This is a genomic window from Paeniglutamicibacter sulfureus (assembly GCF_039535115.1).
GTDB classification, from domain to species: Bacteria; Actinomycetota; Actinomycetes; order Actinomycetales; family Micrococcaceae; genus Paeniglutamicibacter; species Paeniglutamicibacter sulfureus.
Genome location: NZ_BAAAWO010000001.1, coordinates 678273 through 700446, shown reverse-complemented (window position 1 = coordinate 700446; position 22174 = coordinate 678273). Strand labels below are relative to the sequence as shown.

The window sequence follows — 22174 nt, the reverse complement described above, 5'->3', positions numbered from 1 at the left end:
AACCACTGTCCGGGACTCCCCGGTGGCGCCGGGCCCACGCGGAAACCGGAACGGATTGAGGGTATCGGCATGCTCGAAGGACACAGTGAAGCGGCGCGCCACCGCCGGGAAACGCCGGAGGTGGGCGACCTGAAGGATTTCGGGGCCGGGGATCTTGCCGCGGCCGGGGGGAAGGGCGCGAACCTGGGGGAACTGCTGCGGATCGGGCTGCCGGTCCCGGCGGGTTTCATCATCAGCACCGCAGGGTTTGCGTCGATGCTCGACGACACCGGGCTGCGGTCCGGGATCTCGGCACTGCTCGATGGCGGGGCCGCGGGACACGACATCCGGACGGCGGTTGGCGCCGTCGCGGTTCCGGCCCCGCTTGCCGGGAAGATCATTGCCGCCTACCGCCGGTTGGGCTCCGGTCCCGTGGCCGTGCGCTCCAGCGCCACGGCCGAAGACCTGCCCGGTGCCGCCTTCGCCGGCCAGCAGGACACCTTTCTGAACGTGACGGGGGAGGCTGCGCTCCTCAAGGCGGTGGTGGCGTGCTGGGCCTCGCTCTGGACGGATCGGGCCATTGCGTACCGGGCGCGCCGGGGCATCGACGAGCGGGGTCTGGGGATGGCCGTCGTCGTCCAGGAGATGGTGCCAGCCGAGGTCGCCGGTGTCATGTTCAGCGCCGACCCGGTAACCGGCCGGCGGGACAGGACCGTCCTGGACGCGGCGGCGGGCCTGGGGGAGTCGGTCGTCTCGGGCCTTGTCACGCCCGAGCACTACGTCCTCGATGCCTCCGGACGGTTGCGGGACTGGAGCCCGGGAGGGGCGGAAACCGTCGTTGAGGCCGCATCCGGCGGCGGAACCAGGCAGCGACCGGGCACGGTGTCCGTCGGCCGGATCCTGGGCAAGGCGCGGCTGGCCGAGCTGGCGCGCATCTCCCGCCGGGCGACCGAGCACTTCGGGACACCGCAGGACATGGAATGGGCGGTGTCCGGGGACAAGGTGCTGGTGCTGCAGTCGCGGCCGATGACCGCACTGCCTCCCGAACCGGTGGTGCTGAACCCCCTGCAGCGGCGGGTGGGACCGTTCTTCATCGAGATGTTCCAGGAACGTCCCTATCCGCTGGATGTCTCCGGATGGCTGCGCTTCGGGATCGTGGGGATGCTGCAATCCATGGCCGGAAGCCTCGGGGTCCGCTTCCCCTCCGTGAGCCAAATGCTCCCGGAGGAGGACGGGGTGGTCAGCCGGCTGGTGGTGCCCTCCCCGCGGCCGACGCTGCGGACGCTGGCGGCGCCGTTCTCGGTGGTCCGGCGGGCGCGCCGCTTCGATCCGGCAAATTGGCGGGCGGACGCGCGGTTCGCCTCCTTCCTGGCGGACATCGACGAGCTCAATTCCCGGGACCTGGGGCAACTGGACTGGGCGGCCGTGGTGGCCTTTGCCCGCCGCGCCCTGCGGGCCACCGAGCTGGTCACCCAGCTGCGGGTGTCCTACCTGCCGGGCGCGTTCCTGCCCCAGCTCGGGCTCCGGGCGATGTTGTTGATCCTGGGCAAGCACCGGCTGGCCTCGGCCTTGATCGCCGGTGCCCCTACCCAGACCTCCCGGGGCAACGAGGTGCTGGAGCACCTGGCCGGCCTGGTCCGGAACGACGTGGACCTGGCCCGGGCCTTTGCCGGGCTTTCGCCCCGGGAGCTGCTGGAGCAGTTGGCGGTCGAGTCGGAGTTTGCCGCCTTCGGCAAGGAGTTCGACGACTTCCTCGCCGAGTACGGCCACCGGGAAACCGTCAGCCTGGTGCTCAGCAGCTCCCCGACCTGGATTGATGCCCCCGCCGTTGTGCTCGGGCTGGTGAAGATGCTTCTGGTCGAGCCTCCCGCGACAACCAACCAAACCGGCGAGGCACTCGAGTCCCTGCTGCACCACCGGGCCCTGCGCGGCCGCCGGTTGCGCACGTGGGCGCTGGGATCCGTGGAAGCCGCCCGGCGGGGGATGGGGTTCCGGGAAGACAGCCACTTTTACCTGACCATGGCACTGCCGCCACTGCGCCGGGCGCTGCTGGAGCTGGGAGCGCGGCTGCGCTCCGCCGGCGTCCTGGACGAGGCCCACGAGGTGTTCCACCTGCGCTTCGAGGAGCTCGCGTCCATTGACGGCGGCGGCTCCCTGGCACCCGGGGAGGCGGCACGTTGGCACGGCATCGTGCGCGCGCGGTCGGCCAAACGGGAAGAACTTGCCGGTGTCCCGCTGTTGGATCTGGATGCGGCGTTCGCCCCGCGCGCCCCGGAGGGCAACGCATTGCTTAGGGGCACCCCGGCAAGCCGGGGCACCGCCACCGGAATCGTGCGCGTCATCCGGGGGCCGGAAGGCTTCGGTGAACTGCGGGCCGGGGAGATTCTGGTTTGCCCGTACACGAACCCCTCATGGACGCCGCTTTTCCAGCGGGCGGCGGCCGTGGTTGTCGATACCGGTGGCCTGGGTTCTCACACGGCCATCGTGGCCCGCGAATACGGCATCCCCGCCGTGATGGGAACCCGCACCGGCACCAATGTGCTGGCCGACGGGGACCGCGTCACCGTCGACGGGGGCACCGGACGGATCACCGCGGTCGGCGAGGGCCCCTGACCCCTCCCCGGAGCCGGCGCCCGAACCATGCGTCTTCCTACCAGGGGGAGGGTTCGTAGTCCTTCAGGAAGCAGCCGTAGAGGTCGATGCCGCGTTCCCCGTCGACGATCGGCTGGTACACCCGGGCCGCGCCGTCGATCAAATCCAGCGGCGCGTGCCAGCCCTCGGCGACCATGCGGACCTTGGAATCGTGCGGGCGCTCGTCGGTGATCCAGCCGGTGTCCACCGCGGTCATCAGGATCCCGTCGGTCTGCAGCAATTCCTCGGCGCTGGTGCGCGTGAGCATGTTCAGCGAGGCCTTGGCCATGTTGGTGTGCGGATGCCCGGCGCCCTTGTAGCGGCGGGAGAACTGCCCCTCCATGGCCGAGACGTTCACGATGTACTTCCGGTGCGCGTCGCTCGCCGCCAGGGCCGGGCGCAGGCGCGAGGCCAGCAGGAAGGGTGCGGTGACGTTGCACAGCTGCACCTCGAGCATTTCCAGCGCGTCGACATCGCCCAGGATCTGCGTCCAGGAGTTCTCCGTGACCACATCGGGCACCAGCCCGCCGGCGTCGATCGCGGTGCCCGCGGCAATGCGTTCCAGCGAGGCGGATCCGGCGGTCATCGCGAGCTCGGCAACCGCCTGCGCGTCGTAGGTGGTGGGGGTGGCGGGGACCAACAGCGCCGAGTCCTCCAGCCTAAAGGCGCTGGCCAGCGCGCGCGGGTGCTCGGACGGGGGATTGGCCTCGCCCCATACCTCGGGGCCGCCGGCGGCGAACTCGAGTTCGGCCGGCAGTGGCTGGTTCTCGGACTCGACCAGGTGCAGGTAGGAGTTCGAAGTGCGGCGCACGGTCTGCGCGGCATTGTTGATCAGGATGTCCAGCGGGCCCTCGGCGGCGACGCGGTCGGCCAGCGAGATCACCTGGGAGGGGTCGCGCAGGTCGATGCCGACGATGCGCAGGCGGTGGATCCAGTCCGCGGAGTCCTCCAGCGCGGCGAAGCGGCGGGCGGCATCGCGCGGGAAGCGCGTGGTGATGGTGGTGTGGGCGCCGTCACGCAACAGACGCAGGGCGATGTGCATGCCGATCTTGGCGCGCCCGCCGGTGAGCAGCGCGCGCTTGCCGGTCAAGTCGGTGCGGGCGTCGCGGCGTTCGCGTCCGGCGGCGGCGCACTCCGGGCACAGGTAGTGGTGGAAGGCATCGACCGTGGTGTAGCGCTGCTTGCAGATGTAGCAGCCGCGCGGCTTGATGTACTCCCCGGCGGTGTGGTCCTCGGTCGGCGTGCTCAGATCCAGACCCAGTGTTTCGTCATCCAGGCGCTGCGGGGAGCCCGTGGCGGTGCGTTCAACGACGGCGCGGTCGGCGGCGTTGATGGCAGAGCGCTTCTCGTTCTTGCGGTGCCGCTTGGCGGCCTTGAACATCTTTCCCGTGGCCCGGCGCACGGCAACGTGGCGCTCGTCTTCGGCGTCCAGGCGGTGCACCTGGCCCAGCACCTTGAGGGCGGCCTGGAGTTCGGCGTCGGTAAAAATCTCGTCGTTGCCGGCCGCATCGGCCGCAGGATAATTCTCAGTCATGTCGATATCTAGTCTACCGGCAGCTCTCCCCGTGGCCGGAACGCCTGATTTGGTGGGCATGGGGCAAACCGGTGCAGGCGGTGCGGGCCTATGAAACAACTATTAAAGTGGAAGGTGAGCGAGGCAATCAACGGGCGCCTGGCTGCGATCCGGTCATGGCGGAACGCCTCTGTGCAGGACCGGGGCTCCGTCCACACCATCCTCAAGGACGGCAACGAACGCGCCAACGCCTTCGCAGAGGCGACCTTGGTATATACCGAAACGCATCAAGTGGTTTCCAACGTTCGATGCGGAGGGTGGCCACGTTGCAGTTTGGTGGAGACGGCCGGACTTCGCCTGCTCGATATGCTGCTGCCATTTAGGCCAACACCATTTGTGTGTCCGCCGACGACGCCTTTCCGCGACAGGAAACGTGGCGGATACGAATAGGTCGCATCCGCCACAAACGGGTCCCGACATTGGGCCGTGGTCTTCGCGAAGGGTTACTGGTTCTTGGCCTTCAGGGCCGCCAGGCGGGCCTCGATTTCCGAGGGGGCCACGGTTTCCTCGATCGCCGGAGCGGTTCCCTGCTCCAGGATGTTGCTTTCGCCCTTCATCGCCGCCAGGCGGGCCTCGACCTCGGTGGCCTCACCCAGGTCCTCGAGGGAAGCGAACTGTGCATCGAGGGAGGATGCGGCGAGTTCCGCCGCGCCGCGCACGCGCGACTCATCGGCGCGGATCTTGGATTCGAACCGGTTGATCTCCGAGGTCGGGTCGTTCATGTCCAGGGCCTTGACCGCGTCCATCATCTGGCCCTGGGTCTTGGCGTTGCGGGCGCGTGCCACCAGCTCGTCGCGCTTGGCAACCAACTCCTGACGCTTGGTGCCCATGGTGTTCAGCCCGGTCTTGAGCTTCTCCACGATCTCGCGCTGCGAGGCGATGTTCGGTTCGGCGTTGCTTGCCTGCTTCTCGCTGGCCATTTGGCGCTGGATGGCCAGGGTCGCTAGTTTGTTGAACTTCTCGGCATTGGTGCTGTCGCCGGCTGCGGTGAATTCCTCGGCCTTGTTGGAGGCAGCCAATGCCTTCTGGCCCCACTCGCGTGCATCGTTCAGGGCGATCTTGTAGTCGTCCTCCAGCATGCGCAGGTTGCCGATTGTCTGTGCGACGGCGGTTTCGGCCTGGGCGATGTTGTTGGTGTAGTCGCGAACCTGCTGGTCCAGCATCTTCTGCGGATCTTCGAGAGCGTCCAGCGCAGCGTTGGCGTTGGACTTACCGATTCGAAACAGTCGTGAAAAAATTGAGTTCTTCATGGGGTGTATCGCCCTTTCATAAGCCGCGTTGCATCAATTCTATGCGACGGCTTGAACCGGCCCAACCGAAGACCATTGTTGTTCGTCCGACCCCCAGACCACAGAATGTCAGTCCTTTTCCGAACGCGATCATAGATTCCCACAGCCGACCCTGCGATTCTGGTTCCACGAGTGGAAGGATCCCGGGAAGCGCCATCACGCCCAACTATCTCATAGGCCGTCAACCCGAAAACAACTTGCGAAAGTCTTTCCCACGAGCAGCTTTCTTCCCCGTCCGCAGTTTCGCCTCCACAAATTGAGGCCGGCTCGGCCGTGCCCAGCAACGAGGGTCCCGCCTTTCGGAAACGGGACCCTCGCCTGCGCAGCATCCCCACGCGGGATTGCGCCCGACCCAATTGCGCGGGGTGGGGGGAGTCCGCGCATCGAGCCGAACGGTTTAATCGGTGACCCAACAAGCAGTTCGCAAACCGTGACTGGGATTGTTGTCCCTAATCAGACCGTGAAATCAGCATGACCAACGAACCTTGTGAAAAGCTAGTAATGGTGCCACATCCCCTTCTTGAGGGGGTCACTCAAGCCCTCGATCACGTGGGAAAACAGGTGTCGCCCCCCTATTTGAGGGGCGCGGCGCTCCCAAGGCAAACAACCCCGGCGGACGCAAAACGACCAAAAGCGCATCGGTTGTTGACTGACTTACTGAGGCGCCGCTCGTCAGGAACTGCAAGTCTGGCAACAGCGACAGGGACTTCCTGAGGGCAGGAGACGGCGTTCAACCGTTGACACCTTTTCCGTCGTCGTCCACGCTCCTTCGAACCCAACGCGAACCCGGGCCTTCAGATGCCGCCTCGTCTTGAGGATTGAAGAGGTGGCACTTCGCGAGGGAGAGGCAACCGCAGCCGATGCAATCGTCGAGTGATCCTTGGAGTTTTTCCAGCTGGCGGATTCTTTGTGCCACCAAGAGCGCCCAGTGCGTGCTGAGTTGATGCCAATCGTCCTGGGTCGGCGCCTTGTCCGGTGGGAGTTCGGCCAGTGCCTCTGCAATCTCCGCCAGGGTGAGACCTACTCGTTGTCCTGCGGCAATGATGGCCAATCGCCGCAGGGTGTAGCGGCGAAAGACGCGCTTGTTGCCGGCCGTTCGTTCAGAGGTGATGAGGTTTCGAGATTCGTAGTACCTCACGGTAGGCACCGAGACTCCTGCCCTGCTCGCAACTTCACCGATAGGCAGCATGCTCTTGGGTTTGGCGGTGCTCATGTGCTCATGTTGTCAGGCCCCCAGCTTGACCTCAAGTTAGCTTTAGCTAGTTCCATGGTGCGTACGCGCCGCCCGCAAACAACCACTGAGATTGAGGCTGCCCAGGAAACAGCTCGGCGGGGGAAGTGTCGCCAGCCGATCAACGCAACCTTCTGCCGCACGAATCAAACCGGATTCTTTTGGCTGGAAGTTACGGCCCAAGAATCATCTGACTTCAACGGCATGCCGCAGTACCGATTCCCAACGAAAGGCATTTCACAAATGAAAATCCGAAACGTATCCATCACGGTCAGTGACCTCGCGATGGCAGTGCAGTTCTACCGCGACACCCTGCTGCTGCCGGTCGAATGGACGCCCGCCGGCGCAGATGTCGTCATTGGCTCGTCCCGACTATCGATGGCCGCGGGGGATGGTTTTGACGGCGTCCATCACCTCGCATTCGGAATCCTGCCCTCAGAGTTTGAACGGGCGCACGAATGGCTAGCCCGTCGCGTGTCGTTATTCCAGGCGGACGGCTCCGAGATCATCCCTGGCCCGGATGATTGGAATTCCCGCTCCTTGTATTTTCTCGGTCCCGAAGGCATCATCCTGGAATTCATTGCCCGCGCCGCGGACACGTGCACTGATTCCAGCAAGGGTGACAACCCGAGAATCTTGTCGATCAGTGAAGTCGGCCTCGGCGTTGAAGACGTGCTGGACGCCGTGGCAACGCTGTCCGAGGAGTTGGCCATCCCCAACTTTTACGATTGCTCCAGCACCTTCGCATCCATGGGTGGCCATGATGGTCTCCTGATCGTTGTGCACCGGGAGCGGGTGTGGTTCCCCACGGAATCATCTCGACCAGCCCGGGGGTTCCTCACCGTTCAGATCGAGTCACGAGCGAGGAAATCCCGAGTGGATCCCGCCCCAGGAATTTCGATAATCAGCGGGTAGCTTTCCGTCTCCACTAGATGCTCTCTAGTTTGGGCCATGCGGAGTCGATTCACCCATGACACGATGCCCAATTGAGAATCACGGGAAGGTCGACAGCCGCGCATCCCCTGTCGGGTGAGGCGGCGTGAAATGGAACGTTGGTTTACCGTGTGGGCTACCTGTTGGGCGTTCCGAAAACCATGGCTTGACGGTATCGTGCGGCCTCCCGGCAAGGGAGTTCCGCACGTCGCCGCTGGTGCACGGTGCCGACCTGCGCTCCGCTTTCTTGCCAATCCGGCGCACTGCTGCTTTGGTGGTTCCATGACCCCGCGACACAACCCCGAAGTCTGGCCCGTGGTGCACGACGAGAGGCTGGCGTTGCTCCGCGATCTGGAGAACCTGTCGGCAAAACAGTGGGAGACACAGTCATTGTGCCCAGGTTGGGATGTTCACGACGTACTGGCCCATTTGACTGACTCCGCCAAGGCCACGAGGTGGGGATTTATCCGGCGCATGGTCCTTGCGGGCTTCGATTTTGACAAGGACAACGCCGTCGGCATCGCCACGCAGCGGTGCGTAGACCCTGCCCAAACCCTGGCCGGGTTCCGCGATGTGCTCGGGCGCACGAGCACCCCGCCTGCGGCACCGGCCACGCGACTGGTCGAGGCGTTCGTGCATGGGGAGGACATTCGTCGTCCGCTGGGCATGCGCGGCGACTATCCGGCTTCCCCTGTCGCCAAGGCCCTGGCCTACCAACTGCGGACGAGCGTCAAGATGGGCGGCGGGAAGGAACGTGCCGCGGGATACACCTTGGTTGCCACCGACACGACCTTCGGGCACGGTGCCGGCCAGGAAGTTCACGGGAAGGCGATCGCCCTGCTCCTGGCGGTTTCGGGGAGGCCCGTTGCCCCCGACGAACTCACCGGTCCGGGAGCCGGAGCGTTCGTGGAAAGAACGCGCGGCTAGACGCAACCTGCAACAAACCCGAAAGGGCGGCGCGGGCCGGGGCAGTTGCTTGCCCGTTGGTCCGCGCCGCCCTCCCGTCGGGAGCGCGTGCCGGCGACTACTTCTTGGCCGCCTCGTGTGCTGCCTTTTTGGCTGCCTTTTCCCTGGCGATCAGCACCTTCTCATCCACGGGGGCATCCGCGCTGGCGCGCAGCCGACGATAATATTCGGCCGCCTCGTCCTGGCGCTCCTGCTCGGACCCGTCGGCGATCTTCGCCCGAAGGTGCTCTGGGCCATAGCCGAAGGCATCGACCAAACCCTGGGCATGTGGGCGCAATCGGTCCAGCAGGATGTTGATGTATCCGGAAAGGGTGCGGGCACGCTGCATCGACAGGCGTCCGTTCATCAGGTACCAGCCGAGGTTCCCCTCGATCAGGGACAGCGCGTAAACATCTCGCAGCCAGGTCAGCACCGTGCGGGTGCCTGCATCCGTGGTCTGGGCCAGCGCCCGGGTGAAGGCTTCCCAGCGCAGCAGTTCGCCGTGCGCGCGGGCAGCGGCGATGAGCGCGTCCTGCTTCTCGTTGAAGGCGGCAGCCGCGGTAGCGCGGTCCTTGGTGGAGACCCCGCGCAACGCGTCGGCGATCTCCGCGACCATGGTGTTGATCCGGTCGGTGAGCAGCGCCCGCTGGTTGGCCTCGTCCTTGAAGAAGTTCGCGCTCTTGCGCTCATCCCCGGTGTCGGCGAAGGCCTGGCCAACCGAGCGCAGCCCGGTGCGGTGCAGTGCCACGTTCTCGGCCTGCTTGACGACGTAGCGGGCCAGGACCCCGGCGTCGAGCTTACGGAATTCCTGCCCGTAGTCGGTGAGCAGTCGCTTGCCGACCAGCTGCAGCAGTACGTTGTTGTCGCCCTCGAAGGTGACGTAGATGTCCAGGTCCGCGCGCAGGGAGGTGAATCGGTTTTCGCCAATGAACCCGGCGCCACCGCAGGCCTCGCGGGCCTCCTGCAGAGTGTCCAGGGCGTCCCAGGTGCTCAGCGGCTTCAATGCCGCGGCAAGGGTTTCCAGGTCCTGGCGGTCTTCATCGGTGTCGGTAATCCCGGAGAACACCCCGTCGAATTTTTCCAGCAGGTCCTCGTGGGCGAAGGAAGCGGCGTAGGTGCGGGCCAGTCGGGGGATCAGCCGGCGTTGGTGGCGCTGGTAGTCCATGATCGTTTCCTCCCGGGTATCCGAGGAGGCGTTGAACTGGCGGCGCTGGTTGGCGTAGGTCACCGCGATCTGCAGGGCGATCTTCGAGGCCGCGGTGGCGGCCCCGTCCAGGGAAACGCGGCCCTGGACCAGGGTGCCGAGCATGGTGAAGAAGCGGCGGCCGGGGGAGTGGATCGGCGAGGAATAGGTGCCGTCCGCGGTGACGTCGCCGTAGCGGTTGAGCAGGTTGGTGCGGGGGATGCGCACGTCGGTAAAGTGCAGCCGGCCGTTGTCGATGCCGTTGAGCCCGCCCTTGAGCCCGTCGTCCTCGCCGCCGACTCCGGGCAGGAAACCGTTCTCGTCGCGGATGTCAACGTAGAAGGCATGCACGCCGTGGTTTACCCCGCCGGTGATGAGCTGGGCGAACACGGTTGCCGCCTTGCCATGGACGCCGGCGTTGCCGAGGTATTCCTTCCAGGCCGCCTTGAAGGGCGTGTTGATCACGAATTCCTGCGTGTCCGGGTCGTAGGTGGCGGTGGTGCCGATGGAAGCGACATCCGAGCCGTGCCCGATCTCCGTCATGGCGAAGGCGCCGGGGATTTCCAGGGACATGATGCCCGGCAGCCACTTGTCGTGGTGCTCCTTGGTGCCCAGGTGCAGCACCGCGCAGCCGAACAGCCCCCACTGGACCCCGGCCTTGATCTGCAGGGACGGGTCGGCGGTGACCAGTTCCTCGAAGCTGGCGACGGATCCGCCGTGGTTGTCCTCCCCGCCCAGGCGCTTGGGGAAGGCGCGGTGCACGGCCTTGGCGTTGACCAGCTCGTGCAGCTGGGAGAAGACGCGTTCGCGGTGCTCGTCCATGCCCAGGCCCGGGATGCCGCGCACGGCCTCGGTGCCGGCCAGGGCGCGGGCTTCCTTGCGGATGGCTGCCCAGCGGCCCAGCAGCTGTTCGCCGAGGGCCGCCACATCGACGGTGGCGTCTGCGGTGTCAAGGGTCATTTGTTCCTGGGTCACTGGCGTATCTGCCTTTCGGTTGCGCTGCCCTCGCGGTGCGGGGTAACTGTCTTGGGGTTCGTAGTGGTTGGTGCTGGCGTCTGTGTGTGCCGTTGCCGGCGGCCATGTGGTTGCGTTCAGGGTCGTTCTGCTTGCGCCTGGTGGGCCACGCCGTGCGTGAGCCAGTCGGCAATGCTTTGGGCGAGTTCCTCGATGCCGGGCCGTTCCTTGGTCTCCGGTGCGCGCAGCCACAACTCGCCGGCGGCCCGCACCATGCCGATGGAGGCGCGCGGCCAGAGCTCAAGGGCGGGGCTGGCAAGCTGACCGGGGGCGATTCCCATGTAGGCGTGCATGCGTTCGCGCATCATCGAGGTCAGTTCGTCGAAGAAGTCGTTCAGCGCGCCCTCGCGCATCCGGCCACCGGCACCGGCCGGGTCGGTGAGCACGTCGACCGAGGGGCTGGCGGTGACGAAGAAGTAGATGTTGGGCGAGTTCGAGGCCATCTGCAGGTAGGCGAGCATCATGGCATGCAGGGCCTCGCCGTTGCCGTTGGACTTGCGTCCTGCAGCGATGACCCCGGCACGGAAGCGCTGGATGACGAATTCGCCCACTGCGTGGCGCAAGCCGTCCTTGTCGCCGAAGTAGCGGTAGAACACCGGCTTGCTGGTGTTGGCGTGCGCGGCGATGTCCTCCATGGAGGCGTTGGGCCCCAACTCGTGAATTGCACGCCGGGCGAGCTTGATCAGTTCGATGCGACGGGCCGTACGGTGTGCGTCCCAGCGTGCCGAGCGGCGGTCGGTGCCGGTATCGCCCTGCTGTGCCATGGGGACTTCGGTGGTTGGGTTCTTCACGTTACCCAGCGTATCAGGTACGCTGGGTATCAGTAACCCATCTCACATCTGCGCCAGGAGCCCCACAGCATGTCCGAACCATTGCAAGCCATTCGTCCGGCCGTCGTCATCGGCGGGAACCGCATCCCCTTCGCACGATCCAACGGCGCCTATTCCAGGGCCAGCAACCAGGACATGCTCACCGCCGCACTTGACGGACTCATCGCACGCTTCGGACTGCAGGGACAGCGCCTGGGCGCCGTCGCCGCCGGTGCGGTGCTCAAGCATTCCAAGGACTTCAACCTGGTGCGCGAATCCGTGCTGGGCACCTCCCTTTCCGCGCAAACCCCCGCCTACGACGTGCAGATGGCCTGCGCCACCGGCATGGAGGCCATCGGCTCGCTGGCCAACAAGATCAAGCTCGGACAGATCGACTCGGCCATCGGCGGCGGCGTGGACACCACTTCAGATGCACCGATCGCCGTCTCCGACGGACTGCGCGCGGTACTCATGGATATCTCCCGCGCCCGCTCCACCAGCGCCAAGCTCAAGGCACTGTCGAAATTCCGCCCCCGCGACCTGGCGCCGAACGCACCGGGCACCGGCGAGCCACGCACCGGCCTGTCGATGGGCGACCACCAGGCGATCACCACCAAGACCTGGGACATCAGCCGCGAGGCGCAGGACGAACTTGCCCTGGCCAGCCACAAGAACCTGGCCGCTGCCTACGACAGGAACTTCTTCGACGACCTCATCACCCCCTTCGCCGGGGTCTCCCGGGACAACAACCTGCGCGCAGACTCCACCCTTGAAAAGCTTGCGACCCTGAAACCCGCCTTCGGCAGGAACCTGGGAGCCGCGGCAACCATGACGGCCGGCAACTCGACGCCGCTCACCGACGGCGCCTCCGCGGTGCTGCTGGGCTCTGAGGAGTACGCCCGCGAAAACGACCTGCCGACGCTGGCGAACTTCGTGGACTTCGAGGCCGCCGCCGTGGACTTCGTGCACGGTGCCGAAGGGCTGCTGATGGCCCCGGCCTACGCGGTGGCCCGGATCCTGAAGCGCAACAACCTCACGCTGCAGGACTTCGACTTCTACGAGATCCACGAGGCCTTCGCCGGCACTGTGCTCTCCACGCTGGCCGCCTGGGAAAACGAAGATTTCTGCAAGAACAAGCTGGGCCTTGACGCACCGCTGGGGTCCATCGACCGCAGCAAGCTCAACGTCAACGGCTCCTCGCTGGCCGCCGGCCACCCCTTTGCCGCCACCGGCGGTCGCATCGTGGCCACCCTGGCGAAGATGCTTCATGAAAAGGGTTCGGGCCGCGGCCTGATCTCCGTGTGCGCCGCGGGCGGGCAGGGCGTCGTGGCGATCCTGGAGGCACGCTGATCATGGCCGATAAGTACCTGGAGCTCGTGAACTCCGGCTTCACCAAGAAGCTCGCCAAGTCCCTGGGCCTGCCTCGCCCCTCGATCCTGCGCCGCCACGTGCCCGGCGCCCCGTTGCTGCCGGGCCCACTGTTGTTGCTGGGCAATTCGCCCTCCACGCAGGAACTCGCCGACACGCTGCTGGGCTGGGGCCTTGACGTGCGCCGGCACGCCGTCGGGGTGTCCACGCTCGGCGGAATCCTCCTGCTGCTCGACGATCTCGTTGCCCCGGAGGGGCTCTCGGCACCCATGCTCGCGGCCGGGCAGGCGCTGCGCCAGCTCGCCCCCGGCGGACGCGTGGTGGGCATCAGCCGCGCCGCGCTTTCCACTGACGCACCCGCGGTCGCCGCCGTGCGCCAGGGCATCGACGGTGCATTGCGCTCGGTGGGCCGCGAGTTGCGCGGCGGGGCCACCGCCAACGGGGTCGTGCTCGGCGAGGGCGTTGCCCCCACCGCACCCTCGGCGCTGGCGGCCCTGCGCTTCCTGCTCTCGGGCCGCAGCGCCTACGTCAACGGGCAGTTCCTGGCCATCGACTCTGCCGAGGGGAAACTGCCGGAGGACTTCGGCAGGCCACTGGCCGGGAAGGTCGCCGTGGTCACCGGTGCCGCACGCGGCATCGGTGCGGCCATTGCCGCCACGCTGCACCGCGACGGCGCCACCGTGGTGGTGGTCGATGTCCCGGCCGCGGGTGACGCGCTGGCGAAGGTCGCCAACCAGGTCTCCGGCACCGCCTTGCAGTTGGACGTGACCCGCGCGGACGCCGGGGAGAAGATCATCGAGCACGCCCTGGCGCGGCACGGGCACCTGGACATCGTCATCCACAACGCCGGGATCACCCGCGACAAGCTGCTGGCCAACATGGACGCCGCGCGCTGGGATTCGGTCATCGCGGTGAACATCTCCTCGCAGCTGGCCATGAACGCGGCATTCCTCGCCGCCGACCTGCCGGGGCTGCGCATCGTCTCCCTGGCCTCGACCTCCGGCATTGCCGGGAACCGCGGGCAGACCAACTACGCGGCGTCCAAGGCCGGGGTCATCGGCATGGTGCGGGCCTCCGCACCCGCCTTTGCGGCCAAGGGCGGCGGCATCAACGCCGTGGCGCCCGGCTTCATCGAGACCGACATGACCGCCAGGATCCCGGTGGCCACGCGTGCCGTGGCCAGGATGCTCATGCCCTCGCTGATGCAGGGCGGGCTGCCTGTCGATGTCGCAGAGGCCATCGGCTTCCTCGCTTCCGACGCGGCGGCGGGCATCAACGGACGCACCCTTCGGGTGTGTGGGCAGTCGCTGGTGGGGGCATGAGCGCGCACACGCGGGTGTTGCTCGATGCTTCCCCGTCGCTCGGATCGCTCTATGCCAAGGCCGCCGGCGCGCGGCTTACGGCCCAGTTTCCGGGTTCCAAGCCGGCGGGCGGCGCGCTGCCGGAGGTCGAGCACCACCTGGAGGGCTTGCAGGTCGATGCGGCCAAGCTGGTTGCCTACCAGCGGCTGATGGGGGACACGGTGCGCGATGAGCTGCCCAGCGTGTTCGTGCACGGGATGGTGTTCCCGCTGGCAATGTCGGTGATGGTGCGCGAGGACTTCCCGCTGCCGCTGCTGGGCATGGTCCACCTGGCCAACCAGGTCACCCACCTCCGGCCCATATCGCCGGGCGCCATGCTCTGGGCCACCGCCCGTGCCGTGAACCTGCGCGAGCACCGCGCTGGCACCCAGCTTGACCTGGTGGTCGAGGCCGGCGAGGGTGCCGATGTGGTGTGGCGCGGGGCCTCCACCTATCTGGCACGCGGGGTGTGGCCCGGGGCCAGGCCGAGCGCCCCTGCGGCACCGAGGCCGCCGCGGGACAATCCGGAACGCACGGCGTCGTGGAGGCTTGCCGCCGATACGGGGCGCGCCTATGCGGCGGTGCTGGGCGACTACAACCCGATCCACCTCTCGGCGGCCTCGGCCCGGGCACTGGGCATGAATCGCGCGATCGCCCACGGCATGTACCTGGCCGGGCGCGCGCTGGCTTCAGCGGCACCGCACGGTGTCGGCTATGACTGGGGGATCGAGTTCGCCACCCCGGTGTTCCTGCCCTCGAGCGTCGATGTGGCCATCCGGGTCGGCGAGCGTGAAACGACATTCAGCGGGTGGGGTGCGCGCAGCGGCAAGCCGCACTTCAGCGGATCGGTCGCCGCGCACGGGAAGGTGCCGCCCGCCGGGGACTAGGTCAGGCAACACACCGCGGGCCGGGAACTGGTGGGGGGCTTTGTGGAAGACTCGAGTTGTTCCCGGCCCGTCGAAAGGTGCAGCCCGCCATGCAGAAGCGTCGACCAGTCGAGATCGGCATCGAAGACTACGCGGACTTCCTCCCGCCTGGCAGGCGACTGCCGCTTGTTTCCCCGGACTCGACGTGGTGGTTCTGGAAGAACCATCGGGTCCACCTCTCCAGGTTCAGAAATCCGGACGCCGCGGTGCGCTTGCTTGTCGTCCACGGCGCGGGAGCCCATGGCGCAGCGCTTTGGCCCGTCGCCGCCCTTCTGGCCGGCGGCCGGGTCGACATCACCGCCGTCGACCTGCCGCTGTACGGGAGAACCGTCACGGGATCGCGCCACACGGTGGTGTACGAGGATTGGATCGCACTGCTGGTTGACCTGCTGACGGCCGAGGACGACGGACGGCCCGTGGTGCTCTTCGGTGCAAGCATTGGCGGGTTCCTTGCTGTTCAGGCGGCTGCCGCCTCTCACGGCGTCGCCGCGGTCATCGCCACCTGCCTGCTGGATCCGCGGGATCGGGGGACCCAGGCGGCCCTAACGCGCTTCGGGTCCTTCGCGACGCCCTTCATGCCGTTGCTCTCGTTGGTGAGGGGACCCGTGGCCCGGATCCCGGTGAAGATTTCCTGGATTGCCGACCTCGCGCGCATGGGCCGGGACCCCGCGTTGGGGCGCCTCTGAGCCAGGGACCCACGGGGAGGCGGCGCCTGGCTGCCACTGGGGTTCCTCGCTTCCTATCTGCGGCACCCGCACACCCAGGCCCGAACCGTGCCGCTCGAGGTGCACCTCATGCACCCGGAACTCGATCAGTGGACACCGAAGGCACTGAGCGAGCGCACGCTGCGTACCCTGCCCGGCCGCACCGGCACCCGGGTATTGCGGTGTTGCGGCCATTTCCCCCTCGAGGAACCCGGGCTGCAGGACCTTCTGGACGGCCTCGAGGAAGTGCTTACCGACGCGGCATCCGGCCAAGACGCGACGCCGGGCTGAGGGACACGCGGTCCCTCGGGACCGCTTCGGGATTCAGCGACCGCCGGCCGGGCGCAGCATCGCACCGGAATAGGAAGACAGCGCGGCGGCGGCCGTTTGTTCCCAGCCGTGCTCCGCGGCGAATTCGGCAGCCTGCCGTCCCAGGCGTCGGCGCAGCGGCTCGTCGGTCGCCAGCTTGGCCAGTGCCACGGCCCACGCGGCAGGCTCGGAACCATCGACCAGGATGCCGGTGCGCCCGTCCTGCACGGCATAGGGCAGCCCGCCCACGCGATGGGCCAGCACCGGGGTTCCGCAGGCCTGCGCCTCAAGGGCCACCAGGCCGAAGGATTCGCTGTAGGACGGCACGGCCACCACGTCCGTGCTGCGGAAGGCCTCGGCCAGATGCGCGGCGGGCATCGGCAGCGAGAAACTCACAAGGTGCTCCACCGCTTCGGCCTCGACGAGCTTTTGCAGGTTCAGCTCCTTGGACCCCGAGCGCGCCCCGATGACCGAGAGCCTCACGTCCAGGTCGGGCCGTTCGCGGGCGAGGATGCCAAGGGCCCGCACCAGGATCTGTGGGCCCTTGAGCTTCTGGATGCGGCCGGCGAAGAGAACGCGTAGCGAATTCGGCGCGCTCCCGGGATGCTCGCACACCCCGGGGTTGAAGACGCCGAGGTCCACGCCCGGCTCCACGACGTCCAGCGTTTTCGCGTCGGCGCCATAGAGGTGGATCAATTCCTCGACCTCGGCCGGCGTGTTGGCAGTGAGCCGGTCTGCCTGTTCGCACAAGAGCATTTCGCCGCGAATGCGGGCACCGGATTCCTCGGTCTGCGCCGAGATCTTCTTGACCTTGCCCATGGTGTGCATGGTGTGCACCAGCGGAACCTGCCAGGCATCGCGCAGGTGCAGCCCGACGATTCCGGAGAGCCAGTAGTGTGAGTGGATCGCGTCGTAGGGGGCAAGCGTGGCGGCATAGTGCTGGATCGCCAGTGCCACGTCGTCCAGGTGCTCGGCGAGTTCCTCCTTGCTGAGCTTGCCGGCGGGTCCTGCCTGCACCTCGTGGCAGGTGAATCCGGGCGCCACCTCGACGGCGCGGGTTTCACCGGCACCGCGGACAAAGACATCGACACAAACCCCTTGCTCGGCCAGCGCGAGTGACAGATGGCGGATGTACACGTTCATTCCGCCGGCGTCCCCGGACCCCGGCTGTTCCAGCGGAGAGGTGTGCAACGAAATCATCGCGATGCGCTTGGGAGGGGTCGTGGTTGTGGACATCGGTGCTCGGTCGCCTACTAACGCGCTGGTTGGTTCAAGGGTGCTGGCGTGCCGCCACGTGTGGTGATCGGGCTGGCAAACACCATCATCCTACGCAACGCCACTCACCGCAGAGCCTATTGTCCGAACGGGAGAGAATCACGCATTTGTCCCGATCGATATGACTCTGCTCACAAACTACGCGGTGGTGCGGGGTTTTTCGCCCCAACGGGCGCAAATAGCCTTGTAAACCCGGGGTTTTTAGCCAACGGAACCCCCGAATTGAAGTGCGCCCCAAACCCGTGCTAGAGTCTTATCTCGCCGCGGACAACGGAAACAAAGTTCTTCACGAACTTCTTCCGGTGCAGCGGCCACCAGCGAGGGTGGCGGAATGGTAGACGCGCTAGCTTGAGGTGCTAGTCCACGTAAGTGGGTGGGGGTTCAAGTCCCCTCCTTCGCACGGATCAACCCCCGACCAGACGAAAGTCAGGTCGGGGGTTTTCTCGTACCCGGAGGAAAACGGGCCTCGACACGGGGCCTATCGCAGCCCCTCGCGCCTTGAACACATACCTCGATAGGGTGGAGGCAGATCGACCCACCACCACGAGAGGCAGAAGGATTCCCCCATGTCAGCTGCGCAGAATGCCCCGGTCACCGTCGTCGCCGAGGATGAGGTTGCCGGCATCTGCCAGGCACTGATCCGGATCGACACCACCAACTACGGCAACAACGAGGGCGCGGGGGAGCGCAAGGCCGCCGAATACGTGGCCGAACTCATCGCCGAGGTTGGACTCGAGGCCACGGTGCTGGAATCCGCCCAGGGCCGCGCCAACGTCGTCACCCGCATCGAAGGCACCGACAGGTCGCTGCCCGCCCTGATCGTCCACGGCCACCTGGACGTGGTGCCGGCGTTCAAGGACGAATGGTCGGTGGATCCCTTCGGCGCCGAGATCAAGGACGGAATGATCTGGGGCCGCGGGGCCGTGGACATGAAGGACATGGACGCGATGATCCTCGCGGTGATGCGCGAGATGCAGCGCACCGGCACCCGTCCGCGCCGCGATCTTATCTTCGCGTTCTTCGCCGACGAGGAAGCGGGCGGTGACTACGGGGCGCGCTGGATGGTCGATAACCACCCCGAGCTCTTCGAGGGCGCCACCGAGGCCATTAGCGAGGTCGGCGGCTTCTCCGCCACCATCGACGGCAAGCGTGCCTACCTGCTGCAGACAGCCGAAAAGGGCATCGCCTGGCTCAAGCTCACCGCCGCGGGACGCGCCGGGCACGGATCCCAAATCAACGATGAGAACGCGGTGACCCGGCTGGCCGCCGCCATCACCCGCATCGGCGAGCACGACTGGCCGATCTCCTACACCGACACCACGCGCGCCTTCCTTCAGGGCGTCTCGGAGATGACGGGGATCGAATTCACCGACGACAACCCGCAGGTGCTGCTGGCTGAGCTGGGAAACGTGGCGCGCTTTGTCGGCGCCACCCTGCAGAACACGGCCAACCCCACGGTGCTCTCCGCCGGCTACAAGCACAACGTGATTCCCGGGGCCGCCGAGGCGCTGCTGGATGTCCGCACCTTGCCGGGCCAGCACGAACTGGTCATGGAGACGCTGCGCACCCTGGCCGGGCCGGACGTCGAGCTCAGCGCGCTGCACCTTGACCGCGCCTTGGAGGTGCCATTCGCCGGGAACCTCGTCGATTCCATGGTGGCGTCGCTGGGGCGCGAGGACCCGGAGGCAGTGGTGCTTCCGTACATGCTCTCCGGCGGCACCGACAACAAGGCACTGTCCCGCCTGGGCATCACCGGCTACGGATTCGCCCCGCTGCGCCTGCCGGCGGAACTGGACTTCACCGGCATGTTCCACGGCGTCGACGAGCGGGTCCCGGTCGATTCGCTGAAGTTCGGCACCCGGGTGTTGCGCGACCTGCTGACCACCTACTGACAACAGCGCAATATGCCCCCGAAGCACCACCATGACCCGAACGGAAAGCGAAGAACCCACGAGTGAAAACCATCAACGAGGTGCTCGGCACCGAGATGCTCGACCGGTTTCGGGCACGGGCCGCCGGCTACGATGCCGAGAACGCCTTCTGCGCCGAGGACTTCGCCGAGCTCACCGACGTCGGCTACCTCCGGGCCATGCTCCCGGAAGCCCGTGGCGGCTTCGGCTGGGGCATGGAAAGAATGACGGCCGCCCAGCGTCTGCTCGGCAGCTACGCACCTGCCACGGCTCTGGCGGTGAACATGCACCTGGTCTGGACGGGCGTTGCGACGCTGCTCGCCGCCCGCGGGGATGACCGCCTGGACATGGTCCTGGACTGGGTGCAGGCGGGGGAGGTCATGGCCTTTGGCGTGTCAGAGGCCGGGAACGACGAGGTCCTCTTCGACTCCGTGACCCGGGCGGTGCCCGACGCCGACGGATCGTACTCCTTCACCGGGACCAAGGTCTTCACCTCGCTGGCTCCGGTGTGGACGCGGCTCGGGGTCTTCGGCAAGCACGAGGGAACCGGACAGGGACAGTTGGTCCACGGCTTCCTGCACCGGGACGCCACCGGCATCGAGATCCCGCAGAACTGGAACACCCTGGGCATGCGCGCCACCCAGTCGAACTCCACCGTGCTGACTGGTGCCCGGGTTTCGGCCGAACACATCCACACCAAGCTGCCCGTCGGACCGGTGCCGGACCTGCTGGTGTTCGGCATCTTCGCCTCGTTCCTCTCACTGACCGCCTCGGTCTATATAGGGCTGGCCGAGCGCGGCATGGAGCTGGCGGCGGCAAACCCGGCCAAGCGCAGCTCGCTGAAATTCGGCGGACGGACCTACGACCAGGACCCCGACATCAGGTGGCAGGTCGCCGATGCGGGCATGCACGTCCTGAAGCTCGACGCGATGCTGCGGATGACCACGCGCGACCTCGACGACCGGGTGGACCACGGGGGATCCTGGTTCCCGCGGCTGGTCACGCTGCGCACCCAGGCCGGGGACGCCGCCCGCTCCTGCATCGACATCGCCGCCAAGGTCTCCGGGGGCGGGCAGTACTTCCGCGGCTCCGAGCTCGAACGGCTCTATCGCGACGCCCTGGCCAGCCTGTATCACCCCTCGGATGCCGAATCGGCGCACTCCACCGTGGCTTCCTGGCTGCTGGGCCCGGTCAAGGAGTAAGGCAGCCGGTGCAACCTGGGTGCCGCGTGCTTCAGCCGCGGATGTTCAGCGTGGGCTTGACGCGCATGACCCGTCGTCGCATCCAGTACTTTTGGCCTCCGCCCTCGTAGAGGCAGGTGCGCACCAATTCCCACTTGCCGTACTCCGAATGCTCGCGCAGGGCTGCGCGTGCCACCGAGCGATGTTCGCCCGGCAGCGCCGCAATCACCAGGTATTCGAAGAGGTGCTCGGGGTCTCCGGGCATCTGGTCCCGGGGTCGGGCTACGGGGATTTTCTTTTCGATCATGACCCTGTCCATAGTGTGGCTTGTGCCTGTAACGTCGAACACATGAGTACAGACCCGCGTGTTGCCCTCAGTGTATTGATCGGTTGCCTCGAAGAACACCTTTCGGCCGTGGCTGCAAAACGCGGCGCCCAGGACGCCTCGATCAGCTCGGCATTCCTGGCCGTGGCCGATGCCTTTGAGGAGTACGAGGACGCACTCTACGAGTCCTACGAGGAGTTCCTCCCGCTGAGCGTGGTGGAGGAAAGCGACGACGACGATCCGTACGACGAAGACAGCCAGGGGGAACCCGTCACCACGTAGCCAGGCCGGCCATAGCGACTCCGACCACAGTATTAAGTTCGACTCATCATGGAGCGCCAATGGGCCTTGGCGTGCCTTGGTGAAGTAGTGTCGGTACGTGAATTGGTTTGAAGCGGCCTTCCTAGGGCTGATCCAGGGTCTGACAGAATTTCTCCCCATCTCCTCCAGCGCCCACTTGCGCATCGTGGGGGAGTTGCTGCCCAATGCGTCCGACCCCGGTGCGGCGTTCACCGCGATCACGCAGCTGGGCACCGAAACCGCGGTGCTGGTGTTCTTCTGGAAGGACATCGTGCGGATCGTCGGCGCCTGGTTCAATGCGCTGCGCGGCCGGGTGCCGCACAGCGACCCCGACGCAAAAATGGGCTGGCTGATCATCATCGGCTCCATCCCGATCGCGGTGCTGGGCCTGCTCTTCGAGGAACAGATCGACACCTCCTTCCGCTCGCTGTGGATCGTGGCGACCACCCTGGTGGTCTTCGGACTGATCCTGGCGGTTGCCGACTACTACGGCAAGCAGAACCGCGAGCTCACCGCGTTGACCCCCAAGCACGGCATCCTCTTCGGCTTCGCCCAGGCGCTGGCCCTGATCCCCGGGGTATCGCGCTCCGGCGGAACCATCACCGCCGGGCTGTTCATGGGCTACACCCGCGGTGCCGCCGCCCGCTATTCGTTCCTGCTGGCCATCCCCGCGGTCTTCGCCTCCGGGTTGTACAAGCTGGCCAAGTCCTTCAACGAACCCGGCGTGTACTCGCTGCCGCAGACCGGCCTGGCCACGCTCATCGCCTTCGTGGTCGGGTTCGTCATCGTGGGTTGGTTCCTCAAGTACGTTTCCTCGCACAGCTACAGCCTTTTCGTCTGGTACCGCGTGGCCCTGGGCCTGGCCCTGTACCTGCTGCTGGGCTTCGGTGTGATCAACGCCTAGCAAAATCGGACCCCGAAACCCGGAATAACCGCCGGGCCCGTGGAC

19 protein-coding genes and 1 tRNA gene are annotated in these 22174 nt (G+C 66.6%); 13 read left to right on the top strand and 7 right to left on the bottom strand.

All coding sequences use genetic code 11. The features are described from left to right. Window positions 1–69: 69 nt before the first annotated feature. Entirely contained in the window at window positions 70–2592 is a 2523-nt protein-coding gene (locus ABD687_RS03150; protein WP_310287296.1) for a PEP/pyruvate-binding domain-containing protein, read from the top strand. 37 nt (window positions 2593–2629) lie between these two features. Here ABD687_RS03150 and ABD687_RS03145 read toward each other — a convergent pair whose 3' ends face one another. The 3 genes from ABD687_RS03145 to soxR form a co-directional block, all read right to left on the bottom strand. After that, window positions 2630–4144 (bottom strand): SDR family NAD(P)-dependent oxidoreductase, encoded by a 1515-nt coding sequence (locus ABD687_RS03145; RefSeq protein WP_310287298.1) that lies wholly within the window; start codon window positions 4142–4144, stop codon window positions 2630–2632. Window positions 4145–4626: 482 nt separating this feature from the next. Beyond that, window positions 4627–5433: a PspA/IM30 family protein gene (locus tag ABD687_RS03140; RefSeq protein WP_310287301.1), complete on the bottom strand. Its 807-nt coding sequence runs from the start codon at window positions 5431–5433 to the stop codon at window positions 4627–4629. Between the two features lie 769 nt (window positions 5434–6202). Continuing rightward, a complete protein-coding gene (gene soxR, locus ABD687_RS03135; RefSeq protein ID WP_310287303.1) occupies window positions 6203–6685 on the bottom strand; it encodes a redox-sensitive transcriptional activator SoxR in 483 nt (160 codons plus the stop codon). Between the two features lie 54 nt (window positions 6686–6739). Between soxR and ABD687_RS03130 the strand changes: the two genes are divergently transcribed. Together ABD687_RS03130 and ABD687_RS03125 are read left to right on the top strand one after the other, a co-directional pair. Next, window positions 6740–7618: a VOC family protein gene (locus ABD687_RS03130; RefSeq protein WP_310287305.1), complete on the top strand. Its 879-nt coding sequence runs from the start codon at window positions 6740–6742 to the stop codon at window positions 7616–7618. 300 nt (window positions 7619–7918) lie between these two features. Beyond that, on the top strand, window positions 7919–8563 hold the full coding sequence (locus ABD687_RS03125) for a maleylpyruvate isomerase family mycothiol-dependent enzyme (protein WP_310287308.1): 645 nt from the start codon (window positions 7919–7921) through the stop codon (window positions 8561–8563). A gap of 97 nt (window positions 8564–8660) precedes the next feature. Here the strand turns inward: ABD687_RS03125 and ABD687_RS03120 are convergent, their stop codons facing one another. Next, a complete protein-coding gene (locus ABD687_RS03120) occupies window positions 8661–10724 on the bottom strand; it encodes an acyl-CoA dehydrogenase family protein (protein ID WP_310293321.1) in 2064 nt (687 codons plus the stop codon). 131 nt (window positions 10725–10855) lie between these two features. Continuing rightward, window positions 10856–11569: a TetR/AcrR family transcriptional regulator gene (locus ABD687_RS03115; protein WP_264271260.1), complete on the bottom strand. Its 714-nt coding sequence runs from the start codon at window positions 11567–11569 to the stop codon at window positions 10856–10858. Window positions 11570–11638: 69 nt separating this feature from the next. Between ABD687_RS03115 and ABD687_RS03110 the strand changes: the two genes are divergently transcribed. The 5 genes from ABD687_RS03110 (at window position 11639) to ABD687_RS03090 (ending at window position 16216) form a co-directional block, all read left to right on the top strand. Continuing rightward, the gene (locus tag ABD687_RS03110) at window positions 11639–12937 is read left to right on the top strand and encodes an acetyl-CoA C-acetyltransferase (RefSeq protein WP_310287311.1); all 1299 of its coding nucleotides are present in this window, start codon (window positions 11639–11641) and stop codon (window positions 12935–12937) included. Between the two features lie 2 nt (window positions 12938–12939). Next, the gene (locus tag ABD687_RS03105) at window positions 12940–14277 is read left to right on the top strand and encodes a 3-oxoacyl-ACP reductase (RefSeq protein ID WP_310287314.1); all 1338 of its coding nucleotides are present in this window, start codon (window positions 12940–12942) and stop codon (window positions 14275–14277) included. After that, window positions 14274–15182: a MaoC family dehydratase gene (locus ABD687_RS03100; protein ID WP_310287316.1), complete on the top strand. Its 909-nt coding sequence runs from the start codon at window positions 14274–14276 to the stop codon at window positions 15180–15182. The genes ABD687_RS03105 and ABD687_RS03100 overlap by 4 nt, the downstream gene beginning before the upstream one ends. 89 nt (window positions 15183–15271) lie before the next feature. Beyond that, complete coding sequence (locus tag ABD687_RS03095) at window positions 15272–15907, top strand: alpha/beta hydrolase (protein ID WP_310287318.1); 636 nt, start codon at window positions 15272–15274, stop codon at window positions 15905–15907. A 108-nt stretch (window positions 15908–16015) separates the two neighbouring features. Beyond that, entirely contained in the window at window positions 16016–16216 is a 201-nt protein-coding gene (locus tag ABD687_RS03090) for a hypothetical protein (RefSeq protein WP_310287321.1), read from the top strand. Window positions 16217–16249: 33 nt separating this feature from the next. Here the strand turns inward: ABD687_RS03090 and ABD687_RS03085 are convergent, their stop codons facing one another. Beyond that, window positions 16250–17470: a glycosyltransferase gene (locus tag ABD687_RS03085; RefSeq protein WP_310287324.1), complete on the bottom strand. Its 1221-nt coding sequence runs from the start codon at window positions 17468–17470 to the stop codon at window positions 16250–16252. 356 nt (window positions 17471–17826) lie between these two features. On the opposite strand from ABD687_RS03085, the gene ABD687_RS03080 reads away from it, so the two are divergent. The 3 genes from ABD687_RS03080 to ABD687_RS03070 all read left to right on the top strand — a co-directional run bounded on the left by ABD687_RS03080 (window position 17827) and on the right by ABD687_RS03070 (window position 20621). Then, window positions 17827–17909, top strand: a tRNA-Leu gene (locus ABD687_RS03080). Between the two features lie 166 nt (window positions 17910–18075). Then, a complete protein-coding gene (locus ABD687_RS03075) occupies window positions 18076–19401 on the top strand; it encodes a M20/M25/M40 family metallo-hydrolase (RefSeq protein ID WP_310287327.1) in 1326 nt (441 codons plus the stop codon). Window positions 19402–19496: 95 nt separating this feature from the next. Then, complete coding sequence (locus tag ABD687_RS03070; RefSeq protein WP_310293322.1) at window positions 19497–20621, top strand: acyl-CoA dehydrogenase family protein; 1125 nt, start codon at window positions 19497–19499, stop codon at window positions 20619–20621. A gap of 31 nt (window positions 20622–20652) precedes the next feature. On the opposite strand, the gene ABD687_RS03065 is transcribed toward ABD687_RS03070, so the two are convergent. Next, window positions 20653–20907, bottom strand: coding sequence for a DUF5703 family protein (locus ABD687_RS03065; RefSeq protein ID WP_372342955.1), 255 nt, complete (start codon window positions 20905–20907; stop codon window positions 20653–20655). A gap of 108 nt (window positions 20908–21015) precedes the next feature. Between ABD687_RS03065 and ABD687_RS03060 the strand changes: the two genes are divergently transcribed. Together ABD687_RS03060 and ABD687_RS03055 are read left to right on the top strand one after the other, a co-directional pair. Then, window positions 21016–21207: a hypothetical protein gene (locus ABD687_RS03060; protein WP_377700389.1), complete on the top strand. Its 192-nt coding sequence runs from the start codon at window positions 21016–21018 to the stop codon at window positions 21205–21207. Window positions 21208–21304: 97 nt separating this feature from the next. After that, window positions 21305–22129, top strand: a complete 825-nt coding sequence (locus tag ABD687_RS03055; RefSeq protein ID WP_264271268.1) for an undecaprenyl-diphosphate phosphatase — start codon at window positions 21305–21307, stop codon at window positions 22127–22129. Window positions 22130–22174: the final 45 nt, after the last annotated feature.